This is a genomic window from Achromobacter deleyi, assembly GCF_013116765.2.
Classification (GTDB): domain Bacteria; phylum Pseudomonadota; class Gammaproteobacteria; order Burkholderiales; family Burkholderiaceae_B; genus Achromobacter; species Achromobacter deleyi_A.
Map to the genome: position 1 here is coordinate 5,906,533 of NZ_CP074375.1, position 25,677 is coordinate 5,932,209.

Sequence of the window (25,677 nt, forward strand, 5' to 3'; positions counted from 1 at the left end):
GGCGGTTCCTAGATGAGGCTCATGTTCTTGGGGACGGCGCTGGCATCGTCCGGGCGGCAGGCGCGGTAGTAGCAGATGCCGCAGCCGTCGACGGAGGCCCGCACGGCGGTCTCGACCTTGGCCTGGAAGGTTCCGGTCGCGGCGGCGAACGCATCGTTCCAGCGCGTCTTGAAGTCGAGATTGCGCTTGCGGCAGTCATACACCGCTTCGTAGTCCTGGATGCTCAGGGCATAGTTGCAGCTGCCGGCGCCGACGTACTTGACCCACCCCTGGTTGCCGGCCATGAAGTTGGCCACGTCGCCGCCGGAAAAGCTCACGCCCAGCTTGGACTTTTCGGACTTGCTGTAGGGGTGGGTATGGAACGTGCCCAGCGTGTAGTCGCCTTTCTGCTCGGCCGGCAGGCTGATGCTGCCGCCGCCGCCCGAGCCGGTGCGGATGGCGCGCTTGCTGTCCTTGTCGGACACGATGCGCCCGCCGTGTTCGGTGACGGTGTCGCCGCCATGGCCGGATTTGGACCAGGCTTCGTTCACCGAGGCGTAGACGTCGTCCGCCATGGTGTGCGTGCCCGGGCATTTGCGCGCCTCGGCCTCGGCCACGCGCAGATCGCCCATGCCCGCGCGCTGCACGGTTTGCTGCGCGGCCATGCCGCGCGAGGCCGCGGGCGCGGCCAGGGTATCCGCGGCGCGGTCGGCCTCGGCCTCCAGCGGCGAGTGCGCGGGCCCCAGTTCAAGCGGCAGGTCCGGACGGTAGCGCGCCTGCTGCTGCACCACATGCGCCAGTTCGTGCGCGAGCAGGGCGCGGCCCTGGCGGGTGCCCGGCGCGTAGCGGCCCGCGCCGAACGCCACGTGCGGGCCCACGGTGTAGGCCTGCGCATGCAGCGCGCGCGCCGATTCGGCCGCGCGCGCATCCGCATGGATGCGCACCCGGCTGAAGTCGTGGCCGTAGCGCTGCTCGAAATCGCTGCGGTCGGCGGCGGCCAGCGGCTCGCCGGCGCTGCGCAGCACGTCCTCGACCTGATCCGGAACCGCCGATGCGCCGCGGCGCGCGCGGCCGGACAAAGGCGAGGCGGAGCAGGCGGTCTTGCCCCCGCAGCCGCAGACGCAGCGGCGTTGCAGCAGGCGCGAGCGCGGCGGCGCGGAGTCGGGCCGGGGCGCAAAAAGGGGCGTGAAGGTTCTCATGGCGGGGCCGCGAGGCGTGGGGCGTCAAGCCTTGCCGCGGACGGCGGCGGCCACGGCGCGGCCCGCCTGCGCACCGGCATCGGCAGGCCTGGCGCTGTCGGCAACGGCTTGCACCCGGGCGGCGCTCGCATCGCCGGCGGGGGCGTTCTGCGCCGCCGAGCGCCGGATCAGCTCGTGCACCATGGCGGCGACAAAGGCGTTGCGTTGGGCGGCGTCGTAGCTGGGCAGGCTGAGCGCACGGATATGCAGGTGTATGGCGGGTTTCATGGCCATCCTCTCGTTTCGGCGTCGGCCAGCGGCCGTTCGCGTTTGGCGGCTTCGGCGTGCGCGGCTTGCAGCACGTGCGCCATGGTGACTTCGGTGCCGGCATCGGCGGCCAGGAAGGCCGCGTTCAGCGCGACGTTGCGTATGCTGCCGCCGGTCAGGTTCAGGCGCGCCAATTGGCGCGCGTCCAGGTCGCGGGTCGGCGTGGCGGCCGGGAAGACGCCGCGCCAGATGCGCGCGCGCTGCTCCAGGTCGGGAAACGGAAACTGGACCACAAAGCGCAGCCGCCGCAGGAATGCGCTGTCCAGGTTGGACTTCAGATTGGTGGTCAGGACCGCCAGGCCGCGGTAGGACTCCATCCGCTGCAGCAGGTAGCTGATCTCTATGTTCGCGTAACGGTCATGGCTGTCCTTGACTTCCGAGCGCTTGCCGAACAGCGCGTCCGCTTCGTCGAACAGCAGGATGGCGCCGCCGTCCTCGGCAGCCTCGAACAGGCGGCGCAGGTTCTTCTCGGTTTCGCCGATGTATTTGCTGACGACCGCCGACAGGTCGATGCGATACAGGTCCAGCCCCGTTTCGCGCGCCAGCACCTCTGCCGCCATGGTCTTGCCGGTGCCGCTCTCGCCGGTGAACAGCGTGGCCAGACCCAGGCCGCGGGACTGCGCCGCGGCGAATCCCCAATCCTGATGCACCCGATAGCGCTGGCGCAGGTGCGCGGCGATCTGGCGCAGCACCGCGAACTGGGGCTCGGGCAGCACCAGGTCGCCCCAGCTTGCGGCGGGCGCCAGGCGCTGGGCCAGGCCTTCCAGCCGGCGGCGGCTGGCCTGGGCGCAAGCCTGCCAGAGCACGGCCGCGGGATCGGCCGCGCCGTCCTGCAGCGTGGGCTTGAGCGCAGCCGCGGTGAGCTGCAAGGTGCGCGAGTCCAGTCCGAACTGGCTGGCGGCCTGCTCCAGGCCCGCGCCGGCGCGCGCGGCGGCTTGCGGTCCCAGGGCATCGCGCCACAGGGTCCGGCGATCGGCCTCCTGCGGCCGCGAGACCGCGCAATGGCGCGACGCCGCGCGCAGCGATACCGGTTCGCGCACGGCCAGGAAGCACAGCGCGCCCGCCTGCTCGGCCAGATGGCGCGCCGCGGGCGGCAAGGCGTCCGAGGCGTCGATATACAGGGCCGCGCCGAGCAGGACGGCTTCGCGCTGCCACAAGGTAAGCAGCATTTCGCGCTCGGACGCCGCGGCCGGGATGTCCTCGGCCTGCAGCACCAGGCAAGCCAGTCCGGCCGCGCGGGCCGCACGCGCGGCCACGTCTTCCTGTGCGCCAGGGTCGTCTCCTTCCAGCACGAACACGGGCAGCGGCGCGCCGTTCTCGCCGGCGATCCACTCCGCGATGCAATGCGCCGCGGCGTCGTGGGCGGGCGCGGCGAGGGGCAGCGTGACAGCCGGCCGCAATAGCGGACGCAGGCGCGCGTCCAGCTCGTTCAGGCCGGCCAGGAAGTGCAGCACGCGCTCGTCGATGCGCAGGCGCGCGGTGCTCAGGTCGGCCGTGTCGTCCACGTCCAGCAGCCGCCAGCGGCGCAGCGGACGCTGCGGCGACAGCGCGCTCCAATGCGCGTCCTCCAGCGCGCCCAGCGCCAGCGAGAAGCTGGCGTGCCGCAAATTGCCACCTCGGCCTTGAGCGGCGGCGCACAGTTCAGCCAGACCGGAGTCCATTTCGGCGCCCGCGCACAGCAGCAGCAGGTCGCGCTCGAACGCCGACAAGCCAAACGCCGCGCTCAGTTGATCGATGGCCCCTTCGCCGTCCAGCTCGGCACGGGCCTGCGCCAGCCGTTGCGAATCCTGGCGCGGCGAGCGGCTGCCCGGCTTGTCGAGGCGCGCGCGCAGCCGCGCGAACTCCGCGGCCAGCAATTGCTGGTTGGCTTCGGTCCAGCCCAGGGGCGCACGCGCGTTCATGGCAGCTCGATCTGGCGATTCAGGTAACGGACCGGGACGGCCTCGCGGTCGACCAGCGGGCTTTCGATTCCGTCCACGCGCAGGCGCGCGAGGAACGGCGTGCCGGCGGGCGGCGCATCGCGCCACTCGAAGACCAGCTGGCTGGCCGGCGCGGTGTGGGGTTCGGCCGGCAGTTCGCGGTCGCCCAGCAGCAGGCTGGCGGATTGCCCCGCCAGCAGCGGCGGCGTCACGGCCAGAGCCAGGCGCACCGTGCCGGCGTTGCGCGTGGCGGAAACGGGCGGCAGCACGGGTTCGGGCGCCAGCACCAGGGCCAGCTGATTGCTGTCGCGCCGCAAGCCGGTATCGGACGTTTGCAGCGCGGCATGGATGCGGTACACCCCCACGGGCAGGTCCGCAGGCATGGTCAGGCGCAGCCATGTATCCGTGCCCGCGTCCACGGACACGCTGCGTTCGGCCTGTAAGGCGGAGTGACGCAGCAGCACCTGCCGCGCCAGGCCGTCCAGGTGGTGGCCAAGCAAAGTGACGGTTCCGCCCGCCACCGCCACCGGCTGCTTGCCCGCCGGCTGCACCGACAGCAGCGTGGGCAGGGGCGGCTTCAGGCCGGGGAACACCAGCACCCCGCGATCACGCGGGCTGCCGGGCAGGCGTTCGCCACGCGTGAGCACGGGCAGCGCGCCGCGCGCCGGCCGGCGCGATTCGATCAGCACGACCGACACCTGGAACGCCGCGGTCGGGCGATAGTGGGCGTGCAACGCGGACCACAGGCGCGACATTTCCTCGGCGCCGAGCGCCGCGGGCGTGATCTTCAGCAGCTCGACCTGGCTGGCCAGGTCCGCGCTGCGCAGGCTCTGGTAGACCGTGGGCAGGATGGCGCCGTCGACCACGTCCGGATCCAGCGCGCGGCGCACGGCCTCGCGCGGCAGCACGGGCGATTCATGCAGCAGTTGCAGCGCATAGCCCAGCAGGACCTCGGCCTGCAGTTCGGCGCGTCCATAGGCGGTCAGCAGGTAGTGCAGGTCCAGCGCCAGCGGCGGATTGGCAATGCGCTCGCCCGCCGGATCGCGCGACGGCAGCGCGGCATTGCGCCAGGCGGCGTTGGGCGTGACCTGGTGCAGAAAGAGGTTCAACTGCGGGTCTTCCTGGTTGTCCAGCGACACGGCATCCGGCGCGAGCGCCGATACCTTGACCCCGGCGCCCAGCGCATCCGTCACGGCGTGGTCGATCAGGCCCGAATCGAGCAGGTCCTTGAGGACGGCCGTGACCGCCGCGATGGCCAGGGCGTTGCTCATGGCTGCCCCGGTCGCCGGGTGGCGAGGTAGGCGCGCAGGGACAGCGCGGCCGATCTGGCGGGCGGCGCCGCGCGGGGAGCCGGTGCGGGCGGCGCCACTTCGAGGCGGTCGATGGTGATGTGCACGTCGGGGATGGGCCGGCGGTCCGGCATGGCGCGCGCCACCGGCGGTTCCCATGCCTGCGCGTCGCGCGCGGATGCCGGGCGCGAGTCGGCGTGCACGTCGTTTGCGGCGCGCCTGCCGCGAGGGCCGTCGGCGGGTGCGGTGTCCGGGCTTGCCCAAGAGGGCTGGGCTCCGGGCCGCGCTTCAAAAGCTGGTGTGTCGGCCTGCTGCATGGCCGCCCACCGCGCATCATGGCGCAGCAGCGCGGCCCGGGGCGGGGATGCCGCGAGCGCAGCGTGCGCGGGCGCCGGAGGGGACGCCGTCGGAGCGCTCGCCCGGGCGCCGGCCGTCGTTGCGGGGGCGCCGGGGCCGTGGGCGCCAGCTTGCACAGGCTCTGGTGAGTATCCCCGTCGCGGCGCCAGGCGCGGTTGCGTGCGGGCCCATTGATCCAACGCCGCCAGACCGGCCGCCGGTGCCGGCGCATCCATGCTGGCAGCTTGTTCCGCCGCGTCGGCGGGCGTCGCAACCGGCCACGCGTCCTCGCTTGCGGCCAGGTTCTGCGGGGGCGGCTGCGGCGACGGCGCGGCGCTGCGCATGCGCGGCGCCAGGCCCAGGCTGCGAAGCGCAAGCTGGTGCAGGAATCCGCTCATGCGATGGCCTCCCTGTCCGTCAGGTCCAGGTAGGCGGCGCGCCGGCCCGACCCCAGCGCCAGCACCTGCGCTTCGGTCCAGCCGTAGGCACGCGCCAGGCGGTGCACATCCAGCAGCAGGCCGCGAGCGCGAGCGCTGATGTCATCCCACAAGCAGGCGTCGGCATCCAGCGCGACCATCCATTCGTGCGCGCAGTCGACGCAGCGCAGCGACAGCTCGATGTTGGCCGCCGGGTCCAGCGCTTCCATGCGGGCTTCGATCTCGTCCAGGGCCGCGTCTTGCGGCAGGAGCGCGTCGTCCGGAACCCCCTGACGGCACGCGTGCAGCAGCATGGCCAGCGCCTCGCCGCTGTCGGTGGCGTGGGCGGCGCGCGCCTGGTCATGGCTGCTGGGAAGCCGCCAGGCCGCGCCATGCGCCTCGAATACCGGTCCGGCGGACGCCTGCTCGGGCGGGGCGGGCAAGGTGTCCAGCAGCGCCGCGATGTCGATCTCGAACGCCATCGCCGATCCGCAGGCGGGGCAGTCGGCGCATGCCGGCAAGCGCTGGCCGAACGTGGCGCGGCGCAGGCGCAGCAGCGCCAGCGTGCGCCATCCCACCGGCCGCGATGCGATTTCCTGCGGCGTCGCGTCGGGCATCGCCATGGCCAGCGCGCGCAGGCCACGGTCTATCGGGTGGCAGTCACGGCCAGCTTCCCACAGAGCAAGAATCTGCGATTCGATCAGGGCGTCCATGGCGGCGCTCCATCAGCCCGGCTCGACGAAACTCGGCTCGGAAGGTTCGGCGACCTCGTAGTCGCGCTCCCACCCTTCGTTCTCGAGCTTGATGTTCTGGATGGCGACCGCGTTGGCATTGGCGTCCAGGTCCGGCACGGCCTGGTACTCCGAAACCCAGCAGCGGAACACCTTGTAGGCCAGCACCAGCTGCCCGGCTTCGTTGTAGACCTCGATGATGATGTCCTTGCGGAAATCCTTCAGCGAAACCTCGCTGCCCAGCCCCGAGCCGAAGTTCCAGACCTTGTTGGCCCATTGCTCGAACTCGCGGTCATGCGTGACCCCGCGCTCGAGCGTGACCGCCTCGTACTTGTTGCGGCCGGGAGATTTGCGTCCGCTGGACGGGTCGCCGCCTTCGCGATGCTCGACCACTTCGGTGCTGCGCTTGAGTGCGGACACCTTGCTGACGCCGGCCACATAGCGGCCATCCCATTTCACGCGGAATTTGAAATTCTTGTACGGGTCGAAGCGCTGCGGGTTGACGGTGAACTGCGCCATGGCGATCTCCTGGTAACCGTGGTCGGCGCGGCGCGGACCGCGTTCGGTCCGCGCCGCGCCGGGCTCAAGCCTGTATCTGGCCGGCCAGTTGCTGGATGCTGATGACGACGAACTCTGCGGGTTTGAGCGGGGCGAATCCCACCAGGATGTTGACCACGCCCCGGTTGATATCGTCCTGCGTGGTGGTTTCCCGGTCGCACTTGACCAGGTAGGCCTCGCGTGGCGAACTGCCCTGGAACGCGCCCTGGCGGAACAAGGTGTTCATGAACGCGCCGATATTCAGCCGTATCTGCGCCCAGAGCGGTTCGTCGTTGGGTTCGAACACCACCCACTGCGTGCCGCGGTAGAGCGATTCTTCCAGGTAGAGGGCCAGCCGGCGCACCGGCACATACTTGTATTCCGACGTAAGCTGATCCGCTCCCCGCAGCGTTCTGGCGCCCCAGCTGACCGCTCCGTAGACCGGGAACGTGCGCAGGCAATTGACGCCCAGCGGGTTCAGGCTGCCGTTCTCGCCATCGGTGAGGATGGCGGCCAGCGATACGACACCCGTCAGGTTGGCATCGGTGCCCGCCGGCGCCTTCCAGACGCCGCGGTTGCCATCGGTGCGGGCATACAGGCCGGCGACCGTTCCGCAGGGCGGCGCCAGGCGAGGCTTGCCGTTCTTGAGCGGATCGGACACATGCGTCCACGGGTAGTACACCGCGGCGTGGTCGGACTTGGGCAGCGCCGTGCCCGTGGCCACCGCCACCATGGACGCCGGATCGACGGCCGTGGGTGGCGCGTCGACGATCATGAAGGCGCGCCGTTCTTCGCAGTAGGACACGGCGTCGGCCAGGACGCCGCTGTGCGTGATGGCCGGCAGGCACAGCAGATTGAAGAGGTCCGCGTCTTCCAGCGCGTACAGGCCCTGGCGCTGCGCGCGGTTGCCGATGAATGCGGCGTAGACGTCGTCCGGCCCGTAGGCCGTTTCCGTTCCGCCCTCGAGCAGGGCATCGACCGGGGGCGGTGATGCCACGGCGCCGGCAAGTAGATGCAGTGAACCGGCCAGGTCGTTGGCCGGCGCCGCCGCCACCGCGATGGTGGAGCCCAGGCCGCGCGAGCCGCTGGCCAGCACCAGCGTGCTGCCTTGCGCGCGGGCGGTGAAGTCGCGATAGGCCGGCGTGCCGGGCCGCAGCGCGCGCACGGCCGCCTGCAGGCGCGCCGCCACATCTTCCAGCTTGGCGGCAGGCGTACCGCCCGCGGCCGCCGCATCGCCCACGCTGACCAGGTCCGGACCCAAGCCGTCCAGCGTGATCCGCAGGCTGGTGTGGGTCGCGTCCGGCAGCGCGTCCAGATCCGTCGCGCCGAAGGCGTCGCTGGTCAGCATGGCGGGCTCGGGCGTGGGTGCGGGACGGATGATGGCCGCGCCGTCCGTCTCGATGCCGCCCGCCAGCGATCCCAGCAGCAGCACGCCGGCCGCATTGTTGCGCGCGCCGGGCAGCACGCGCACGCTGGCGCTTTCGCCGCCCGCGCCCGAAGTCAGCACGATGGTGCTGCCGCTGCGCGCCGCGGTGAAATTGGCCAGCGCGGGGCGGCCCACCGCCTGCGCCCGCACTTTGGCCTGGATCGCGGCGCACAGGGACGTCAGGCGCTGCGTCGGGGTGCCGCCCGAGATATCGGCGGGCAGCGCGATGCTGACACCCACGGGGTCCAGCCCGTTCACGGCCACGCGAAAGTCGGTATGGGTCGCATCCAGCAACGTCTGCACATCGCCCAGCGTTCCGCTGACACTGGTGCCGGCGGGCAACGCGTCCAGCGCGCCCTGCGACAGCGGCCGTTCCAGCTTCACCAGTTGCGATACGCCCTGGGTCAGGCCCAGGAGGTAGCGCGCGTCCTTGGCGTTCATCGACACGTTGGTGTAGCTTTCCGCGCGGCCATCGCTGCCGCGGATGAACTGGATGTTGAAGGTGCTGGAGGGTACGGCGGTCGCGTAGTCGACGCGGACCTGGATGGTGTTGCCGGACAAGCCCGGGTCCAGCGCCGTGACCGTCAGGACGTCCACGGCTGTTGCGCTGCGCAATATGCGTTGCGCGGGCGAGGCTTCCTTGACCACCCGCACGACCCAGGCGTCGGTGCCGCCGTTCATGAAGAACTGGCGCACCGCATAGCCAAGTTCGGAGTCGTCCGACAGCCCGCCGAACGCGCGCTCGTAGTCGGAGAAGCTGAAGATCCGGACCGCCTTGTTGACGGGGCCGCGAGGGGCTGCGCCCAGGAATGCCGCGACCGAGGTCGAGACGCCGGCGATGGTGCGAACGCCGCTGGGAATTTCCTGGATGTACACCCCGGGATGAGACAGGGTAAGGGCCATGAGCTGCTCCTTTACACGACTTCTTGATGAAGTGTTCTTGCCGTAGGAGAGTCTTAGAGAGCCGTCAGTGCGCCGCGGATGCAGGCCGGGGCTCTGGCGAATCGCGCGAGGCTGCGCGTTGGGTGGCGGGCGTTGCGCCGCTTCTAGTTGGATTGCAGCGAGAAGGCAATCGGGCAAAAGCAGCAGCCCTGGTGAGATGCTGTTATAGAAGTTCTGCAACGGCCGGGCAATAGCTTTTCGGCGGCGTTAACGTTCTGTTTCTTATTCAGGGGGTGTTCAGTTGGGAAGGGCGCGGCAATTGAAGAGTCGGGCCGGCTAGCGTATAACCCGTAGCGGCGGCGCCCCGGAATAGTTCGGACGGCGGACCGTCGCGACTGCCTTGCAAGCGGCCGCAGCCCCCAGAGGAGCGTGAGATGGTTTGCCTGTCCCGATTGCGGCGTTTGCATTCCTGGTCTTCAAGCTTTCATGCCCCCGCGCGCATCTCCGCGCGCCGCACGCGCCTGGCTCGCGCCGTGGCCAGCCTGGCGGCCGGGACCAGCCTGGCGCTTGCGGGCGTTGCGCAGGCCCAGACTCAGACCCCGCCGCAGGCCGCGACGCCATCGCAATCGCAACCCGCTGATTCCCAGGCCGATGCCGCGCGCTCGCTGCAATGGCCCCGCAGCTTCAACGCGCCGGACGGGACGCGGGTGGAACTGTATCAGCCGCAGATCGATACCTGGACCGCGGACCGCATCACCGGCCGCATGGCGGTGGCGGTCGGCACTGCCAAGGGCAGCCCCACCTACGGCGTGGCGGATTTTTCCGCTCGGGCCGACGTCAACAAGCCGGCCGGGCTGGTGCATCTGTCGGACATCCGGGTCGAGCGAGTGCAGGTGCCGACGGCCCCGCAAGAGGCCGACAAGTTGCGCGCTCTGCTCGAAGGCCGCCTGCCCGCCAAGGGCGTGGTCACGCGGCTTGATGCGCTGCAATTGAGCTACACACTGTCCCAGGACAATCCCGCCACCAAGACCGTGGCGGTGAATAATGCGCCGCCGCGCATCGTCTACCGGACCGTGCCTACCGTTCTGGTGCTGGTGGACGGACCGCCCGCGTGGGCCGAGCTGCCCGAAGCGCAGGGCTGGCGCCGGGTGATCAACACGCGCGCCCTGATACTGGGCGACAGCGCCGGCCGCCACTACCTGCAGGCGGCGGGGCATTGGTATGAGGCGGCCAGCGTCGAGGGGCCCTGGAAGGCCCTTGCGCAGCCTTCCTCCGCGCTGCTTGCCGCCGCCGACGCGGCGCGCCGCAAGGCCGCGCCGGATCCCTTGATGCCGCATGGCGGCAAGCCGCCGCAGCGCGCGCCGGCCATCGAGGTTTCCACGGTCCCGGCCGAACTGCTGGTGACCGTCGGGCAGGCCGAATTGCGGCCGGTGCCGGAAACCTCGCTGCTGTCGGTGGCCAACGCCGATCATGCCTTGTTCATGAACCCGGGCGACAACCGCTACTACCTGCTGGTGTCGGGTCGCTGGTTCCGCAGCGCCAAGCTCGAGGGTCCCTGGTCGTATGTGCCGGGCAAGGACCTGCCGCGCGACTTCTCGCGGATTCCGCCGCGCGATCCCCAGGCGGGGGTGTTGGTGTCGGTGCCGGGTACGCCTCAAGCCAAGGAGGCGCTCATCGCCTCGACGATTCCCCAGACCGCGACGGTATCGCGCAAGGGGACGGCGCTGCAGGTCGACTATGCCGGGGGCTCGCCGATGATGCGGCCGATCGAAGGCACGTCGCTGCACTACGCGGCCAACTCGCAGGTGCCCGTGATCCTGGCGGATGGCCGCTACTACGCCTTGTCGCGCGCCGTGTGGTTCGTGTCGGACTCGCCCACCGGCCCCTGGCGCGTGGCCGACCACGTGCCGGCCGCCATCTACGCCATTCCAGCGAATTCGCCATTGCATTACGTGACCTACGTGCAGATCTACGGCTCGACTCCGCAAAGCGTGGTGTTCGGCTATTCCCCCGGATACATGGGCGTGGTGGTCGCGCCGGACGGCACGGTGGTCTACGGCACGGGTTATGCGTATCCGCCGGTGATTGTGCAAAATTCCTGGGTAGGCTATCCCCCCAGCTATGGCTACGACGCGGCCTTCGACTCCGCGGCCGGCTTCGCCTTCGGGTTCGTCGCGGCGGAAACCTGGGGCGGCGCGGCCCCTTACTGGGGACCCTATTGGGGCGCGCCTTACTGGGGCGGCGTCAATGTGAACCAGGTGGATGTGTATGGCGCCTGGGGCGGGTCCGGCGTGGTCACGCACGCGGCCGGCTGGAACGGCTGGACGGGCACCGAGTGGCAGGGCACCCATGCCGAGGGCTACAACCCCCAGACCGGCGCGGCGTTTGAAGGCACGCGCGGCGCGGCCTACAACGAGTACACGGGCAACGCCGCCGCGGGGCGGCGGGGCGCCTACACCGATCCGGTCACGGGCGCGTCGGGCGCAGGCAGGGCGGGCGTCGTCTCCAATGACGATGGCCAATGGGCGGCGGGCCGCCAGGACGTGCGCACGAATCCGAACACGGGCCGCACCACCGCCTCTTCCGCCACGGCGACCGGCACGGCGGGGCAGGGGCCGGACAGCGTGGACCGGCGCGGCGCCACCTACAACCGCAACACGGACAGCGGCATGGCCTGGAACAACGGCAATGTGTATGCCGACCACAACGGCAATGTCTACGAGCACACCGATAACGGTTGGCAGCAGCACACGTCCTCGGGCTGGCAATCGGTTCAGCCCGGCGCGCAGTCGGGCTCAAGCTACCTGAACTCCCAGCGCCAGGCGCGCGATTTTTCCGACCAGCGCACGGGTGCAATGGAGGGGGGCGGCTGGCAAGGCCACGGCATGGGGGGTCGCAGTTTCGGCGGCGGCGGCTTCGGTGGATTCCGGGGCGGCGGCGGGTTCCGCCGCTGACGCGCAGGTCTTTGCGTTTTTGCCTTGTTATAAAATAATGCAAAGACCTGCATCAAGGCTTAAATCTGGGATCGCCATGTCCAAAGTCAATCACACGGATACCGTTCGGGAAGCGCTGATCGCCAAGCTCACCTATGGCGAATACATGCCCGGCCATACCTTCAAGCTGCGCGAGCTGATGGAAGACGAAGCGTTTCAGGGCATGAGCCAGACCCCGATCCGTGAGGCGCTGCTGCAGCTGGTGGCCAAGGACATCCTGATCGGTCAGCGGGGTTTCAGCGTGCGGGTGCCCATTCCTTCCGTCGAGCACCTCACGGAAGTACGCGCCATCCGCACCAAGCTCGAAGTCATGGCCGCCCTGCAAACCCTGGACGACTGGACGCCGAAGCAGATTGCCCAGCTGGAAAAGTTCCACCAGGGCCTGGTGAAGGCCAAGGCCCGCGGCGATGCGCGCGGCCAGCTCAAGCAAAACGCGCTTTTCCACATGGCCTTGTGCCGCATGGAAGAGAAGTCCTACCTCAAGACCATGATCCAGACGCTGTGGGCCATCACCGGCCCCAGCGTGGGCTTCCTGTACGAAAAGGGTTCACCCTCCATCTTCAGCGGCACTCATCCGCATGAGGACATACTCGTGGCGCTCAAGACCGGAAATGCCCTGCTGCTGGAAAGCGCACTGATCCGTGATCTTTCCAGCTCCGGCACCAAGATCATGGAAGTGCTGCACCAGAAGCTCAGTCCGGAAGCGCTGACCGTGCAGCCCTTCAAGAAAATGGAACTGGTGCGCGATCGCCAGCGCGTGGGCCGGCAATTGCAGCAGGTCGAATAGCGCGGTTGCAGCGATTCACTGGTTGGTGGGAATGTTGGCCGCCTTGATGGCCTGGCCCATGAACTCGCGGCCCTCGATCAACATCTTGCGATAGGCTGCGCCGTCCACCGCCACGGGTTCCATGCCGCCCAGGATGAAAACCTGGGACGTCTCGGGCGATTTCAAGGCGCTCATGGCCACGCGCTCCAGCTTGTCGCGCACGTCCTTGTCCACGCCCTTGGGAAAGGCCAGCCCCAGCCACGAGTCCACTTCCACGTCATAGCCCAGCTCCTTCATCGTGGGGATGTCGGGCATTTCGGTCCAGCGCATGGGGCTGGCGCTGGCAAGCATGCGCATCTTTCCGGAATTCACGTGAGGGATGATGTCCGAAGGATTCTGCACAATGACATCGACCTGGCCGCCGAGCAACGCCGACACGGTTTCGGCGCCGGACTTGTAGCTGACCTGCTCAAACTTGCCACCGGTCTTGCGCCCCAGTTCATACATGGCGATATTGTTGGGGGCCGAGGGCGCGCCAAAGAAAACTCCCTTGCCTTCCTTGCTGGCCTTCACCAGATCGTCCAGCGTCTTGTACGGCGAATCGGCGCGCACGGCCACGCCGTACTTGAAGCGGCCCACGCCCGCGACGAAGTCGAAGCTGTCGGCCGTGTAGTCCACCTTCATCAAGTGAGGCGTGATGGAGATGGTGGAGTAGGTCACGATGCCAAAGGTGTAGCCGTCGGCTTTTTGCTTGGCCAGCTGCGACACGCCCAGCGTGCCTTGCGCGCCGGCACGGTTCTGTACGACCACGGGCTTCTTCAGAATGTTCTCCATGCCCCGGGCCAGGCCGCGGGCAGCCACATCGGTGTTGCCGCCCGCGCCGTAGTTCACGTACATGTTCAACTCGCGTTCGGGGTAGTTCACCGATTGCTGCGCACCCGCGGCTAAAGGCATCAAGCCGGCGGCCGCCATGGCGGCCAGCGCAAAAAGGACTCGTCTCGTAGTCATGGTTGTTCTCCTCTCTTTGGTGTAGTGTCAGTTCATGAAGACGCCGCCGTTGATATCCAGGCAGGCCCCCGTCGTGAAAGCCGCGGCATCGGTGCAGAGCATCGCCACCGCATAGGCAACCTCTTCGGGCTGGCCTATGCGGCCGGCCGGAATGGCTTGCGCAATGCGCGCATTGACTTCGTCGCCGCCCTGCATGGCCATCTTCGTCAGCACGCGCCCTGGCGCGATCGAATTGCACGTGATGCCGCAAGGCGCCATTTCCAGCGCCACGGCACGAGTCCAGGCCAGCAGCGCCGCCTTGCTCATCATGTAGGCCGGGCCCGAAACCGCGCTCTTGCTGCGCCCGGCCAGCGAGGCGACATTGACGATGCGGCCCCAGCGCTTCTCCCGCATGCCGGGTAGGACCTGCTGCGTCAGCAGCATGGGCGCCAGCGCATTGATGCGCATCGTCTCGTCGAATTCCTCGGCGGTTGAACTCAGCACGCCATGGGAATGACCTTGCGCGTTCTTCAGGCTCACGCCGGCGTTGTTGACCAGGATGTCGATCGCACCCAGGTCCGCTGCCAGTTTCCGCACAAAGGGCTCGAACGTATCGGTCTGCTCCATGTCCAGCTGCATGACATGGACCCGGCTCTTGAATTGCGCGGGGATCTCGCCGTCCACACTGCCGGAGCGGCCGGTCAGCACCACCGTGTTCCCCTGGCGCAGCAGTTCGATGCCACTGGCCAGGCCGATGCCGCGGGTGCCACCCGTGACCAGCGCCAGTTTTCCTGATGAAATCATGTACGGACTCCGGTGAATGAATGGTGCGGCGGCGAGGGCAGGGACGCTGCCCGGCCGCATGCCTGCTGCTCAGTTGAGCATCGGGATATTCATTTCCTTGATGAACGCGCCCATGCTCGTGTAGCCGCTGCGCAGCTTTTCATGGAAGGCGGGGCCATCAACCAGGTTCACGTACATGTGCTGGGTCTTCATGAAGTCCACGTACTGCGGGTTGCGCAATACCTTCATCGTGGCGTCCTGCAGCTTCTTGCGCACGTCTTCGGGCAGGCCCTTGGGCGCGGCCAGCCCCAGGCTGCTGTACACCTGCACGTCATAGCCCTGCTCGCGCGCGGTCGGCACGTTCTCCTGGCCCATGATGCGCTGGTCGGTCATGGAGGCAATCAGGCGAACCTGGCCGGACTGCACCAGCGGAATGATGTCCTGGGGATTCTGCAGCGCCGATTCCACGTGGTTGCCCGCCGCGGCCGTGGCGGCTTCCAGGCCGGACTTGTAGTTCACTTCCTCGAACGTGCCGCCGGTGGTCTTTTTCAGCGTGGCATACGGAATGTTGTTGGGCGCGCCCGTGACACCGTAGGTAATGCCCTGAGGCTGCTTGCTGGCGGCGATGTAATCGTCCATGTTCTTGATGCTGGACTGGCTGGGAACCACCAGACCGTACGAGAACGTGCCGATCTCGCCGAAATAGGTGAAGTCATCGACCGTGAATGGCGGCTTGGACATGCGCTGCACCGTGTAGGTCAGCGCGTTGTAGCCGGCCACGCCCAGTGAGTACCCGTCGGGCCTGGCCTTGGACAGCTGATTCATCTGCAGCGTGCCCTGGGCGCCAGGACGGTTCAACACCACGATGGTCTGGCCCAGTTCCTTTTCCAGAAAGGTCGCAAACTTGCGCGCCATCACGTCCGTCGCGCCACCCGCGCCATATGGCACGCTCAACTCGATCGGGCGGACGGGGTAGTCTGCCTGCGCGTGCGCCTGCAGGGCGGCGCCAGAGAGCAGGCTCATCGCAACCGCTCGGGCCATGGCTTTCAATCTCATGCTTGTCTCCTTTTTTTGTATCAGGTCGGGTGAAACCGCCTGTGCCTCACTGCATGAACAAGCCCCCGTTGACGTCCAGCACCGCTCCGGATACGAAATCGCCGGACGATGCGCAGAAGAACGCGATGGCCTTGGCGACTTCCTCGGGGGTTCCCATGCGCCGCAGCGGCGTGTTGCTGTTGAGCCGCTCGGTGACCTCCGCGCCCGCGGTAGCGGTCATGGGCGATGCAATGCGTCCAGGCGTCACGGCATTGCAGGTGATGCCGTAGGGGCCGAGTTCCTCGGCTGCGTATCGCGTCAGGCCCAGCACGGCGGTTTTCGTGCACACATAGGCGACACCCGGCACGGTGGAGCGGGTGCGGGCAGCCTGCGAAGACAGGTTGACGATGCGGCCCCAGCCCTGCGCCATCATGTCGGGCGCTGTCTTCTGGATCAGGGTCAGCAAGGACGTCAGGTTGATGTCCAGGACCCGTTGCCATTCTCCCGGGGCGACATCCATGATGCCCCGGCCCTTGCCATCCGGGGTCTTGGGAGATATTCCTGCGTTATTGATAAGGACCGAAACGCCGCCCCATTTGCTGCGAATGTCGGAGAGCGCCCGATCGACCTGAGCCACATCGGTGACATCCACGACCTGGGTCAGAACACGCTCTTCCCCGGAGCCCGGTACCACGGGAAAGTGGTCGCTCACATCCCAAAGGGCAAGCTTGAAACCCGCGGCGTGCAATTCCCTGGCGGTTGCCGCGCCTATCCCGCCGGCGGCGCCCGTAACCAGAGCCACATTCAATTTATCCTGGCCCATCTTTTCTCCTGGAACCTGCCTTCCGGATGCCCGTAGCACCTGGAAGGAGCAATTCGAAACGCGGCTGGAACGATCAAGGCGAAGTGCATCGCCTTGATCGTTCAGCTCATGAAGAAGCCGCCATTGATGTCTATGACAGCGCCGTTGGTGAAGCCGGCGTGCTCGCTGCACAGGTAGGCGATGCCGCTGGCCACTTCGATGGGATCGCCAATGCGGCGCACGGGGATCTGCGCCGCATAGCCGTCGTTGACGCCGGGCGCGGCGTTTTCGGTCATGGCGGAGAGCACGCGGCCCGGCGCCACCGCGTTGCAGGTGATGCCGTGCGGGCCCATCTCCGCCGCCGTGGCGCGGGTCAGGCCCAGCACCGATGATTTGCTCATCATGTACAGCGGGCCGGAAACGATGGACTTGCTGCGGCCCGCCAGCGATGCCACGTTCACGATGCGGCCCCACCTTTTTTCAATCATGCCGGGCAGCACCAGCTGCGTCATCTGCATCAAGGCCAGGGAGTTGACGCGCATGATCTCGAAGAACTGCTCTTCCGTGGCGTCCAGCAAGCCTTGCGGCTTGCCGTCCACCCCCTTGATGCTGATACCGGCGTTGTTGACCAGAATATCGATGGCGCCGTGCCTGCCCAGGATGTCTCCCGCAACCTGCTGCATCTGCGCGGCGCTTTTCAGATCCAGGATCACAGCGCGGGCGCGCTCGCGCAGCGGTTCGCCGATCTTCGTGAGCGCCGTGGGGTGGCGGTCCGTGAAATAGACGATATGCCCTGCCTTGAGCAGTTCCACGCCGGTGGCGAATCCGATGCCACTGGCTGCGCCCGTAACCAATGCGACCTTACTCATATGTCACCTCATGCATTGCGTGGGCCTTCAAACCAGGGCTTCGGGGCTGTAGAAGGTGATCGGGGGATAGGCCTGGTCGGTGCAGATCACTTCGATCAAGGTGCCCTTGTCGCTTTGCGCGGCCTGCTGCAAGGCTTCGCGGATCTTGGCGGGATCGGTCACGCGGACTCCGTTCAGGCCAGCGGCGCGGGCCACGGCGGAATGGTCCACCGGAGCGAAGTTGACCGCCGTGGTGTGGGAGCCGTACTTCAGGCATTCGGCGTGCTTCTGGTAGCCCAGGATGCTGTTGTTGATGAGGATGGTGACGACCTTGATCCCCATGCGCGCGGCGGTCTCCATCTCTGACCACACGTGCCCGAAGCCGCCGTCGCCAACCAGGCAGTATGTGGTGCCGGTTTCGTTGGCCACGCGCGCGCCCATGGCCATGGGCATGCCCCAGCCCAGGCCCGCCAGGCCGCGGGGGGTGAGGAAGCGCTGGCCGCACTTGCGCACCTTCAGATAGTTGGTCACCCACAGCGTGGAGTAGCTGGCGTCCGCTACCACCGTGTCATCGGCGCTCAGCAAGGCGTCCAGCTCGGCCATGATGCGCTCCGGGCGAATGGGCGCATCGTTGCTTTGCAGCAGGGGGGCCACTTCGCTCTGGTGCCGGTCGCGGCCCCGCAAGATGCCGGCCACCACGTCCTTGCGCGCGGCCTGGCGGGCACCCATGGATGCGCCCCTGGCCAGTTGCGCCATGGCTTGCAGCGTCGTCTTGGCATCGCCCACCAGGCGGACTTGTGCCTCGTAGTTGCGGCCGATTTCCTGCGGGTCTATGTCCAGATGGATGTAGGTGGCGCTCTTGGGGTACAGGGCCCAGCTGTCGGTGCCGTTCTGGTTGGTCCGGTTGCCCACCAGCAGCACCACGTCGGCTTCGCTGACGAAGGGCTTGAGGTAGCGGCCGGAGCCATTGGGGCCCAGGCAGTTGGCGATCACGCCCAGCGCCAGTTCGTGGCTGTCGGCGATGATGCCCTTGCCCATGTTGGTGGTGGCCAAAGGGATGCTCATTGCATCGGCAAAGTCGACGAGTTCCTGTGCTGCTTGCGACACATGCACGCCTCCGCCGCCCACGATCACGGGGCGTTTGGCGGCGGCAAGCAGCGCCACGGCCTGCTCCATGGCCTGGGGGTTGGCGACGGGGCGGTCCAGCGGGAAATGTCCCAGCGAGACCGTGCGCTTGAAGGCTGCCGTCACCGCCTGCTCCTGCAGCAGGTCGGCCGGCAGCAGCAGCGCCACGGGGCCGGGGCGGCCCGACGTCGCTGCCACGAAAGCCTGGTCTATGTAGTCTTCAACGCGCGACGCCTGGTCGATGCGGCGCACCCATTTGCACACCGAGTCCAGCATGGCGATGTGGTCCAGGTCCTGGAACGCATTCTTGTCGTGCTGGTCGCGGTTGACGTCCTGGATGAGTGCAATCACCGGGATGGAAACCTTCTGCGCTTCGGCCAAGGGCGCCACCAGCAAGGCGGCGGCGGGGCCGTTCTGGGCGGTCACGATGGCGGGCTTGTTGCTCATGCGGGCGTAGGCATCGGCCATATAGCCGCCTGCATTCTCGGTACGGTAGGACACCTGCTTGATGCCGATCTGCTCGGCGGCCAGCACGAACATGCTGGGCAAACTCTGGCCGAAAAAGTGCGTGATTCCGTGCTTTTTCAGCGCATTCGCAAGCACGTGCGCCACCGTGTTTTCTTTGGTGAAGCCCGTTTTCGTCAATGGACCAGTCATTAAATGCCTCCGCGGTTGTTCCAGATACCGGAGGCAGTTTAAGTGAATTATTTTATAAATTAATACTGGTTAGCCCTAATTTGTGCTGCTCATTCGTATCCGGATGCCCGGCACGGGCACGGCTGTTCGCCCGCCAGGCAGGGGCGCGCAGGCAGGGCCGTCTGCCCCCGGTTGCCATCTATTTGATCTGGATATCCAAGGACCGTCCCAGGTCTCCGTAAAACCCGACCTGGTCTTTCACGAAGTCGGCGGTGGCCGCGGGCTCCACGATGCGGGGCACGGAGCCCAGCGTTTCGACGGCAGTGCGCCACTGCGTGTTCCGATCCACCTGGCGCAGGAGGCCGGCCCATTTTTCCACCAGGGTCTTGTCCATGCCCGGCGGGCCGAGCAGCGCGCTCCAGCCGCTGACCGCCTCCAGCTTCGAATGACCGAGTTCGCTTGCGGCAGGCACATCCGGCAGGTCTTTCAAGCGTTCGGAGGAGGTGGTCACCAGGGCGCGCAGCTTGCCGCCCCTGACATGGCCCAGCAAGGACGTCAGGTTGTTGCAGGTGAAGTCCACCTCGCCCGACAGCACGGCGGTGGTCGCCTCGTTTCCCCCCTTGTAGGCGACGGGAACTGCGGCTGTCCTGGCCAGATGGGCGGATTTCAACAGGGCCTGGCTCGCCAGGTTCAGCACGGTGGCCGGCCCCGAGGTGCTGTAGTTGAGCGTGCCGGGATTGGTCTTGATGGCGGCGATCAGGTCGTCAAGGTTGCGGTATGGCGATTTTGAGTTGACCACGCACACCAAGGGGTTCAGTTCAAGTACGCCGATGAACGTGAAGTCGTCCCACTTGTAAGTGAGATCCGCCTGCAGCGCAGGCAGGATCGCCTGCGAACCCACCCGGCCCAGCAGCAGGGTATAGCCGTCGGGCGCGGCATCGCGCACGAATTTCGAACCGATTGCGCCGTTTGCGCCGGCCCTGTTCGCCACCACCAGCGTCGCCCCCAATGTGTCGCGCATGCTGGCGGCCAGATTTCTTGCGGCCAGGTCAGCGTCCCCGCCCGCGCTGAATGGCACGACCAGCGTAATCGGGCGGTCCGGATACTTGTCGGCGGCACGCGCGCCGGCCCCCCAACAGGCGGCGGACGCCAGGACTGCGGCGCCCGCTGCGCGCGCCACGATCCATGCCATGCCATCCCGTCGAATCTCTCTTGTCGTCATGGCGATCCTTCCTCGAAAGAAAGCGGGGACCGGTAGAAGCCGAAACAAGCCTCGAACCGGCCCTGGCTCAATTGGCCTGGAGATGGCGGCGCGCCACCACCTTGGACCACGTTTCCGACTCCGCCGATATTGCCTCGCTCAGCTGCGCGGACGTGGTCACCGTGGCATTCATGCCTTGCGCGCTCAGGACGGCTTTTGTGCTTTCGTCGGCCAGCGCCAGCGCGATATCGCGATGCATCCTGGTGATCAATTGGGGCGACGTGCCTGCCGGCGCCATCAACGCGAACCATCCGACCATCTCGAATCCCGGCATTCCGGATTCGCTGCTCGTGGGAACGTCGGGCAACATGGGGGACCGTTGCTGGCTGGTCACCGCCAGCGCGCGCACCTTGCCGTTGGCAATCAGCGGCGTGACGCCCGCGATGTTGCCCACGGCCAGTTGCACGTGCCCGGCCATCAGGTCCGCATAGGCCAGGGCCTCGCCCTTGTAGGGAACATGCACGAGTTCGATTCCGGCTTTGTCGGCCAGTGCCTCGCCTGCCATGTGTACCTGGCTTCCTATGCCGGCCGAACCGAAATTGAGCTGATTGGGGCGCGTCTTCGCATAGGCGATCAGTTCGGCCATGTTGCGCGCGGGGACGCTGGGATTGACCACTACGACCATCGGACCCGTCGCGACCTTGGTGATCATGCTGAAGTCTTTGGCGCGGTACGAGAGGTTCTTGTAGATATGCGGATTGACCGTGAACATGCTGCCCGACGCCATCAGCAGCGTATAGCCATCGGCCGGGGATTTCGCCACGATTTCAGCGCCCACCATGCCCCCCGCGCCGCTGCGGTTCTCCACCACGACGGGTTGGTTCCAGAGCGTGCCCAGGCGCTGGCTCAGCGCCCGCGCGATGACATCGGTGGCGCCTCCCGCCGCGAACGGAACGATCATGCGCACGGGTCGGTCGGGCCAGTCGCCCGCCGCGCGGGAGGGGCCCGCGGCCGTACAGAGTGCAAGTGCCGCCAACCCCGTTGCGGCGGCGCGCGACCAATGATGCTTGCCAGCAGGTAACCCCATTTCTGTCTCCTTTCGTGGATACGACTGGGTGTCGTCTCTATGGACAACATCTGTGCGGCTCGGGGCGCTGACGCGCGCTCGCGAAGGCAACGATCAACACGCGCATGGCATGGCGCCATGCAAGTCGCAACACAGTATTGGCGATTGAATGGAAGATAGAAAGCTAGTAATTTTCGCGGGAAGGTAAAGATTTTCTTTATCAAAAAGCCGAGTCCGCGATGCCATCGATCCGCACGTTGAAGACCTTTCTCGCTGTCTCGCGCTATGGCACCTTCGCGGCGGCGGCCAAGCACATCGGGTTAACACCAGCGGCCGTCGGCCTGCAGATACGCAGCCTGGAAGAGGACTTGCGATGCCGGCTCATAGACCGCGGCGCCCGCTCGGCGACGCTGAGCGCCACGGGGCGAAGCATGCTGCCCGAAATCGAGGAAATCGTTGGGCGCTACGAGTCCCTGCCCGCCGTGGCGGAGCTTCCTGGCCTGCACGGCACGGTCGTCATGGGGGCGCTGGTATCGGCGTTGATGGGCGCGTTCTCGGATGCCCTGTGGACGATCAAGCAGCAGCATCCCCGGCTCGATGTCCGCCTGCTGGCCGGGTTCTCCAGCGACTTCACGCACCGCGTCGAGATCGGGGAACTCGACGCCGCCGCCATCACCCAACCGCCGCGTACCGTGTCGAGCGGCCTGGTCTGGACGCCGCTATACAGCGAACCCATGGTGCTCGTCGTGCCCCTGCGTCCGCACTTCGCGCTGGCGTCCGACTCCGACCCCATTCGCATCTTGCAGACCGCGCCGTTCCTGCGCTTTGACCACAATGCATGGACCGGCCTGCTGGTCGAGGAAGTCATCCGGCGCAGCGGCGTACGCACGCAAGAGAGCATGGAACTGAACTCGGTGGAAACCATTATTGAACTGGTCCGGCAAGGGCTGGGCGTATCCATCGTGCCGAAACTGGCCAACGTAGCCTGGGAACGGGACCAGTCGCTGCGGGTGCTGGAATTCAAGGACATCGATGTTGCACGGCGTGTCGGCCTGATGGAGCGCCAGCAGCACCGGCGCATGCGTTTCACCGAAGCCATCAAGGACTATTTCGCCCAAGGCGGGCGCCGGGACGGGCCAACGACGTAAGACCACGCGTGGGCTCCCCGCGCGGTCTTGCATTCTTTATATTCAAATTTATTGAATCAAATAAAGATTGATTCAAATCAGAAGAATAAATAAACTCGTCTCGAAAGGCAGTGAGAACCGGGCCGTGAGAGCCGCCCGGGTTCCCCTCGGCGGCCGCAAGGCGGCGCGCCAACCCACCAGCAGGACAGGAGTGGACATGTCAGGAGCAGCGCTAGTCACGCAGTCGCTGGCCAATGCCGGCGTGAAGACCATTTTCAGTCTTTCCGGCAACCAGATCATGCCGATCTATGACGCGTGCATCGATGCCGGCATCCGCATCGTGCATGTGCGTCATGAGGCAGCCGCCGTATACATGGCCGATGCCTGGGCCCAGATCACGGGGCAGGTCGGGGTAGCGCTGCTGACCGCGGCGCCCGGCCTGACGAATGGCCTGGCGCCGCTCTATTCGGCCCGGATGGCCGAGAGCCCGGTGCTGCTGCTGTCAGGCGACTCGCCATTGAAGGCCGACGGCATGGGCGCCTTTCAGGAGCTGGCGCAAACACAGATCACCCAGGCCCTGGTCAAGCATGCCAGGCGCACGGCTAAAGCGAGCGAACTGGGGCGGGACGTTACCTGGGCCATCTCGGAGGCGCTGTCAGGCCGCCCTGGCCCCGTGCACCTGGCCCTGCCGTTCGATCTGCTCAAGCAGAAGGTCGAGCCGGACACGTCGGGCGGCTTGCGCGCCGAACGCCGCAGCACGAAGCCCGGCGCCGATAGCGTCGATCAGATAGGCGGCCTGCTTGCCGCGGCCGTCCGTCCGCTGTTGCTGGTGGGGCCAGCCAACAATCGGAGCCGCGCGCACGCGCTGCTGGAGCGCTTCGCCCGATCCACGGGCGCGCCTGTCATTCCGTTGGAGAGCCCGCGCGGCTTGCGCGATCCGTCGCTCGGGGCATTCGCCGAAAGCCTGGGCAGGGCCGACCTGGTCATGCTGGCCGGCAAGATCATCGACTTCACGGTGGATTTCGGCCGCCAGCCTGCGTGGCATCCCGAAGCGAAGGTCGTGGTCGTCGATCCGGACCCCGCCGTGCTGGACCGAGCGCAACGGCTGCTGGGCGCGCGCATGGTGGCCAGCGTGTGCGCCGATGCGGATGAAACGTTGGAGGCTCTGGCCGCAAGGGAATGGCATGCGCCGCGCGAAGACTGGAACGCCGCCGTCGCGCAATCCTGTGCCCTGCGCGATGCCCCCGAGGGCAAATCGGAAAAAATCAGCCCACGCCTGCTGTGCGCCGCGGTTCAACAACTGCTGGAGCAGGCGAAGAACCCCATTCTTGTGTGCGACGGCGGCGAATTCGGCCAGTGGGCGCAAGCCTATTGCACGGCCCCCGCGCGCATCATCAACGGCATGTCGGGCGCGATAGGCGGTGGCATCTGCTATGCCATCGCCGCCAAGATAGCGCGCCCGGACGCAACGGTGGTCTTGCTGATGGGCGACGGGACAGCCGGGTTCCACTTCACCGAGTTCGATACCGCGGTTCGGGAGAATGCCCCGTTCCTGGCGGTGATCGGCAACGACTATCGCTGGAATGCCGAGCACGTCATCCAGATGCGCGAGTATGGGCCGGACCGCCTGATCGGCTGCACGCTCAGCCCCAGCGCCCGCTACGACGCGGCGGCCCAGGCCTTTGGCGCCTTCGGCGCGCAGGTCCTTCGGGCGGACGATCTGGATCCGGCTCTGTCAGGGGCGCTGCGGAGCAATCGGCCTGCATGCGTCAACGTCGAGATGGACGGACGTCCCGCGCCGCTCTTTCGCACAGGCGGCACGCCTGCCCCGTCCGCCGATTGACCTCAGGCCCAGCATGCATTCAGCAGAGGAAGCGATGGAAACAGATCAAAGCACCCTGACCGTCCGGATTCTCCGGGGCGACGCGGCAGGCGAGTACGTCACATACTCGGTGCCGGCGCGCGAGAATCAGACCGTACTCGACGTCGTGACGGAAATCCAGCGTCGCCTGGAGCCGACGCTGGCCTACCGGTTCTCATGCCGGGTCGGCGTATGCGGCTCCTGTGCCATGACCGTCAACGGCAAGCCGCGCTGGACCTGCCGCACGCATGTCAGCCGCGTCGCAAAAGATGGCGTCATTGTCATTGAGCCGATGAGGAACATGCCGCGCGTCAAGGACCTGGTGGTCGATATGACCGAGTTCTTCCATAAATGGGACAAGGCTGGCGCCCGATTTGCCGGCACCGCAACCCGCGCGGACGCTCCCGCCCGGGTGAATCCGGCCAGCCGCCAGCGCAAGCAGGCGGATGCCGCGATCGAGTGCATCAATTGCGGCGTGTGCTACGCGGCCTGCGATGTCGTCGAGTGGGACAAGAACTATCTTGGGCCGGCGGCCTTGAACCGCGCATGGACACTGGTAAACGACGAGCGCCATGCCAACATCGCCGAGGTCATCCGCAAGGCGACCGCGGACGGCGGCTGCAACTCCTGTCATACGCAGGGCAGCTGCATGACCCATTGCCCCGTCGGCCTGAGCCCGACGGGCAGCATCGCCGGCCTCAAGCGCCGCGCGCTACTCCAGGTGCTGAAGGGGGGCTAGGCCATGGACAGGACCTTGTTCGCGCTGCAACGCCTGACCGCGATGCTCATGGCCCCATTCGTGCTGGTCCACCTGGGGCTGATTCTGTATGCCGTGCGCGGCGGCCTGACCGCTTCCGAAATCCTGGGCCGCACGCAGGGAAACTGGATCTGGATTCTGTTCTACCTCGGTTTCGTCGCGTGTGTGGCGATACACGCGCCGATTGGCGTGCGCAGCGTCCTGATCGAGTGGTGCCACGCAAGCCGCCGTGCGGCCAACGGCATCAGCCTGGCATTCGCATTGGTGGTGCTGGCCCTGGGCGTGCGCGCCGTCATTTCGGTCGGAGGGCTCGCGTCATGATGAAAGCCGTCAGAAACCACAAAGGCTATTGGGCGTTCGTTGGCCATCGCGTCTCGGGCCTGCTGCTTGCGCTGTTCCTGCCGTTTCACTTTCTGGCCTTGGGCCTGGCGCTGGAAGGCGAGGCCAGGCTGGACGGGTTTTTGAAGTTTGCCGAGCTTCCGCTCGTCAAATTCGCGGAATGGGGGCTGGTGCTGCTGCTCAGCGTGCATTTCTGCTTCGGCATCCGGTTGCTGGTGCTGGAGTTCCTTCCCTGGCCCTCGTTGCGCGACGCGCGGCTGGGCTGGATCAGCTGGGGCGCGGCGATCTCCGTCGTCGTCGGGGCGGTGTTTCTGACAGGAGTTGTCTGAAC

Annotated in this window: 23 protein-coding genes; 7 read left to right on the top strand and 16 right to left on the bottom strand. The window is 67.0% G+C overall.

What is annotated here, in order from left to right:
• Positions 1 to 8: 8 nt before the first annotated feature.
• The 8 genes from HLG70_RS26750 to HLG70_RS26785 all read right to left on the bottom strand — a co-directional run bounded on the left by HLG70_RS26750 (position 9) and on the right by HLG70_RS26785 (position 9,041).
• Positions 9 to 1,178, bottom strand: coding sequence for an eCIS core domain-containing protein (locus HLG70_RS26750; protein WP_213697143.1), 1,170 nt, complete (start codon positions 1,176 to 1,178; stop codon positions 9 to 11).
• Between the two features lie 24 nt (positions 1,179 to 1,202).
• Positions 1,203 to 1,445, bottom strand: a complete 243-nt coding sequence (locus tag HLG70_RS26755; RefSeq protein ID WP_171664986.1) for a hypothetical protein — start codon at positions 1,443 to 1,445, stop codon at positions 1,203 to 1,205.
• The gene (locus HLG70_RS26760; protein WP_171664987.1) at positions 1,442 to 3,385 is read right to left on the bottom strand and encodes an AAA family ATPase; all 1,944 of its coding nucleotides are present in this window, start codon (positions 3,383 to 3,385) and stop codon (positions 1,442 to 1,444) included. Before HLG70_RS26760 ends, HLG70_RS26755 begins: the two co-directional genes overlap by 4 nt.
• Positions 3,382 to 4,674 (bottom strand): DUF4255 domain-containing protein, encoded by a 1,293-nt coding sequence (locus HLG70_RS26765; protein WP_171664988.1) that lies wholly within the window; start codon positions 4,672 to 4,674, stop codon positions 3,382 to 3,384. Before HLG70_RS26765 ends, HLG70_RS26760 begins: the two co-directional genes overlap by 4 nt.
• Positions 4,671 to 5,426, bottom strand: a complete 756-nt coding sequence (locus HLG70_RS26770; RefSeq protein WP_171664989.1) for a hypothetical protein — start codon at positions 5,424 to 5,426, stop codon at positions 4,671 to 4,673. Before HLG70_RS26770 ends, HLG70_RS26765 begins: the two co-directional genes overlap by 4 nt.
• A complete protein-coding gene (locus HLG70_RS26775; RefSeq protein ID WP_171664990.1) occupies positions 5,423 to 6,157 on the bottom strand; it encodes a hypothetical protein in 735 nt (244 codons plus the stop codon). The genes HLG70_RS26770 and HLG70_RS26775 overlap by 4 nt, the downstream gene beginning before the upstream one ends.
• 12 nt (positions 6,158 to 6,169) lie before the next feature.
• Positions 6,170 to 6,694 (bottom strand): phage tail protein, encoded by a 525-nt coding sequence (locus HLG70_RS26780; RefSeq protein ID WP_171664991.1) that lies wholly within the window; start codon positions 6,692 to 6,694, stop codon positions 6,170 to 6,172.
• Positions 6,695 to 6,758: 64 nt separating this feature from the next.
• Entirely contained in the window at positions 6,759 to 9,041 is a 2,283-nt protein-coding gene (locus tag HLG70_RS26785) for a phage tail sheath subtilisin-like domain-containing protein (RefSeq protein WP_171664992.1), read from the bottom strand.
• A gap of 413 nt (positions 9,042 to 9,454) precedes the next feature.
• Here HLG70_RS26785 and HLG70_RS26790 point away from each other — a divergent pair, with 413 nt between their 5' ends.
• Both HLG70_RS26790 and HLG70_RS26795 read left to right on the top strand, forming a co-directional pair.
• A complete protein-coding gene (locus HLG70_RS26790) occupies positions 9,455 to 11,974 on the top strand; it encodes a carbohydrate-binding family V/XII (protein WP_234103247.1) in 2,520 nt (839 codons plus the stop codon).
• Between the two features lie 76 nt (positions 11,975 to 12,050).
• Positions 12,051 to 12,800, top strand: coding sequence for a GntR family transcriptional regulator (locus HLG70_RS26795; RefSeq protein WP_171664993.1), 750 nt, complete (start codon positions 12,051 to 12,053; stop codon positions 12,798 to 12,800).
• A gap of 15 nt (positions 12,801 to 12,815) precedes the next feature.
• On the opposite strand, the gene HLG70_RS26800 is transcribed toward HLG70_RS26795, so the two are convergent.
• The 8 genes from HLG70_RS26800 to HLG70_RS26835 all read right to left on the bottom strand — a co-directional run bounded on the left by HLG70_RS26800 (position 12,816) and on the right by HLG70_RS26835 (position 21,283).
• A complete protein-coding gene (locus tag HLG70_RS26800; RefSeq protein ID WP_171664994.1) occupies positions 12,816 to 13,787 on the bottom strand; it encodes a tripartite tricarboxylate transporter substrate binding protein in 972 nt (323 codons plus the stop codon).
• A gap of 27 nt (positions 13,788 to 13,814) precedes the next feature.
• A complete protein-coding gene (locus tag HLG70_RS26805; RefSeq protein WP_234103248.1) occupies positions 13,815 to 14,570 on the bottom strand; it encodes an SDR family oxidoreductase in 756 nt (251 codons plus the stop codon).
• Positions 14,571 to 14,639: 69 nt separating this feature from the next.
• Complete coding sequence (locus HLG70_RS26810) at positions 14,640 to 15,605, bottom strand: Bug family tripartite tricarboxylate transporter substrate binding protein (RefSeq protein WP_171664995.1); 966 nt, start codon at positions 15,603 to 15,605, stop codon at positions 14,640 to 14,642.
• Between the two features lie 46 nt (positions 15,606 to 15,651).
• Entirely contained in the window at positions 15,652 to 16,407 is a 756-nt protein-coding gene (locus HLG70_RS26815; protein ID WP_171664996.1) for an SDR family NAD(P)-dependent oxidoreductase, read from the bottom strand.
• Between the two features lie 101 nt (positions 16,408 to 16,508).
• Positions 16,509 to 17,255, bottom strand: coding sequence for an SDR family oxidoreductase (locus HLG70_RS26820; protein WP_171664997.1), 747 nt, complete (start codon positions 17,253 to 17,255; stop codon positions 16,509 to 16,511).
• Between the two features lie 27 nt (positions 17,256 to 17,282).
• On the bottom strand, positions 17,283 to 19,016 hold the full coding sequence (locus HLG70_RS26825) for an acetolactate synthase catalytic subunit (RefSeq protein WP_171664998.1): 1,734 nt from the start codon (positions 19,014 to 19,016) through the stop codon (positions 17,283 to 17,285).
• 178 nt (positions 19,017 to 19,194) lie between these two features.
• Positions 19,195 to 20,217: a Bug family tripartite tricarboxylate transporter substrate binding protein gene (locus HLG70_RS26830; protein ID WP_234103250.1), complete on the bottom strand. Its 1,023-nt coding sequence runs from the start codon at positions 20,215 to 20,217 to the stop codon at positions 19,195 to 19,197.
• A 67-nt stretch (positions 20,218 to 20,284) separates the two neighbouring features.
• Positions 20,285 to 21,283, bottom strand: a complete 999-nt coding sequence (locus tag HLG70_RS26835; RefSeq protein ID WP_171664999.1) for a Bug family tripartite tricarboxylate transporter substrate binding protein — start codon at positions 21,281 to 21,283, stop codon at positions 20,285 to 20,287.
• Positions 21,284 to 21,501: 218 nt separating this feature from the next.
• Here HLG70_RS26835 and HLG70_RS26840 point away from each other — a divergent pair, with 218 nt between their 5' ends.
• The 5 genes from HLG70_RS26840 to sdhC all read left to right on the top strand — a co-directional run bounded on the left by HLG70_RS26840 (position 21,502) and on the right by sdhC (position 25,675).
• Positions 21,502 to 22,410 carry a LysR family transcriptional regulator gene (locus HLG70_RS26840; RefSeq protein WP_171665000.1) on the top strand — a complete coding sequence of 303 codons (909 nt, stop codon included), beginning with the start codon at positions 21,502 to 21,504 and terminating at the stop codon, positions 22,408 to 22,410.
• Between the two features lie 196 nt (positions 22,411 to 22,606).
• Complete coding sequence (locus tag HLG70_RS26845) at positions 22,607 to 24,232, top strand: thiamine pyrophosphate-binding protein (RefSeq protein ID WP_171665001.1); 1,626 nt, start codon at positions 22,607 to 22,609, stop codon at positions 24,230 to 24,232.
• A 34-nt stretch (positions 24,233 to 24,266) separates the two neighbouring features.
• Positions 24,267 to 24,989, top strand: coding sequence for a succinate dehydrogenase/fumarate reductase iron-sulfur subunit (locus HLG70_RS26850; RefSeq protein ID WP_171665002.1), 723 nt, complete (start codon positions 24,267 to 24,269; stop codon positions 24,987 to 24,989).
• A 3-nt stretch (positions 24,990 to 24,992) separates the two neighbouring features.
• Positions 24,993 to 25,328, top strand: coding sequence for a succinate dehydrogenase (locus HLG70_RS26855; RefSeq protein ID WP_171665003.1), 336 nt, complete (start codon positions 24,993 to 24,995; stop codon positions 25,326 to 25,328).
• The gene (gene sdhC / locus HLG70_RS26860; RefSeq protein WP_171665138.1) at positions 25,328 to 25,675 is read left to right on the top strand and encodes a succinate dehydrogenase, cytochrome b556 subunit; all 348 of its coding nucleotides are present in this window, start codon (positions 25,328 to 25,330) and stop codon (positions 25,673 to 25,675) included. The genes HLG70_RS26855 and sdhC overlap by 1 nt, the downstream gene beginning before the upstream one ends.
• The last annotated feature ends 2 nt before the right edge of the window (positions 25,676 to 25,677 follow it).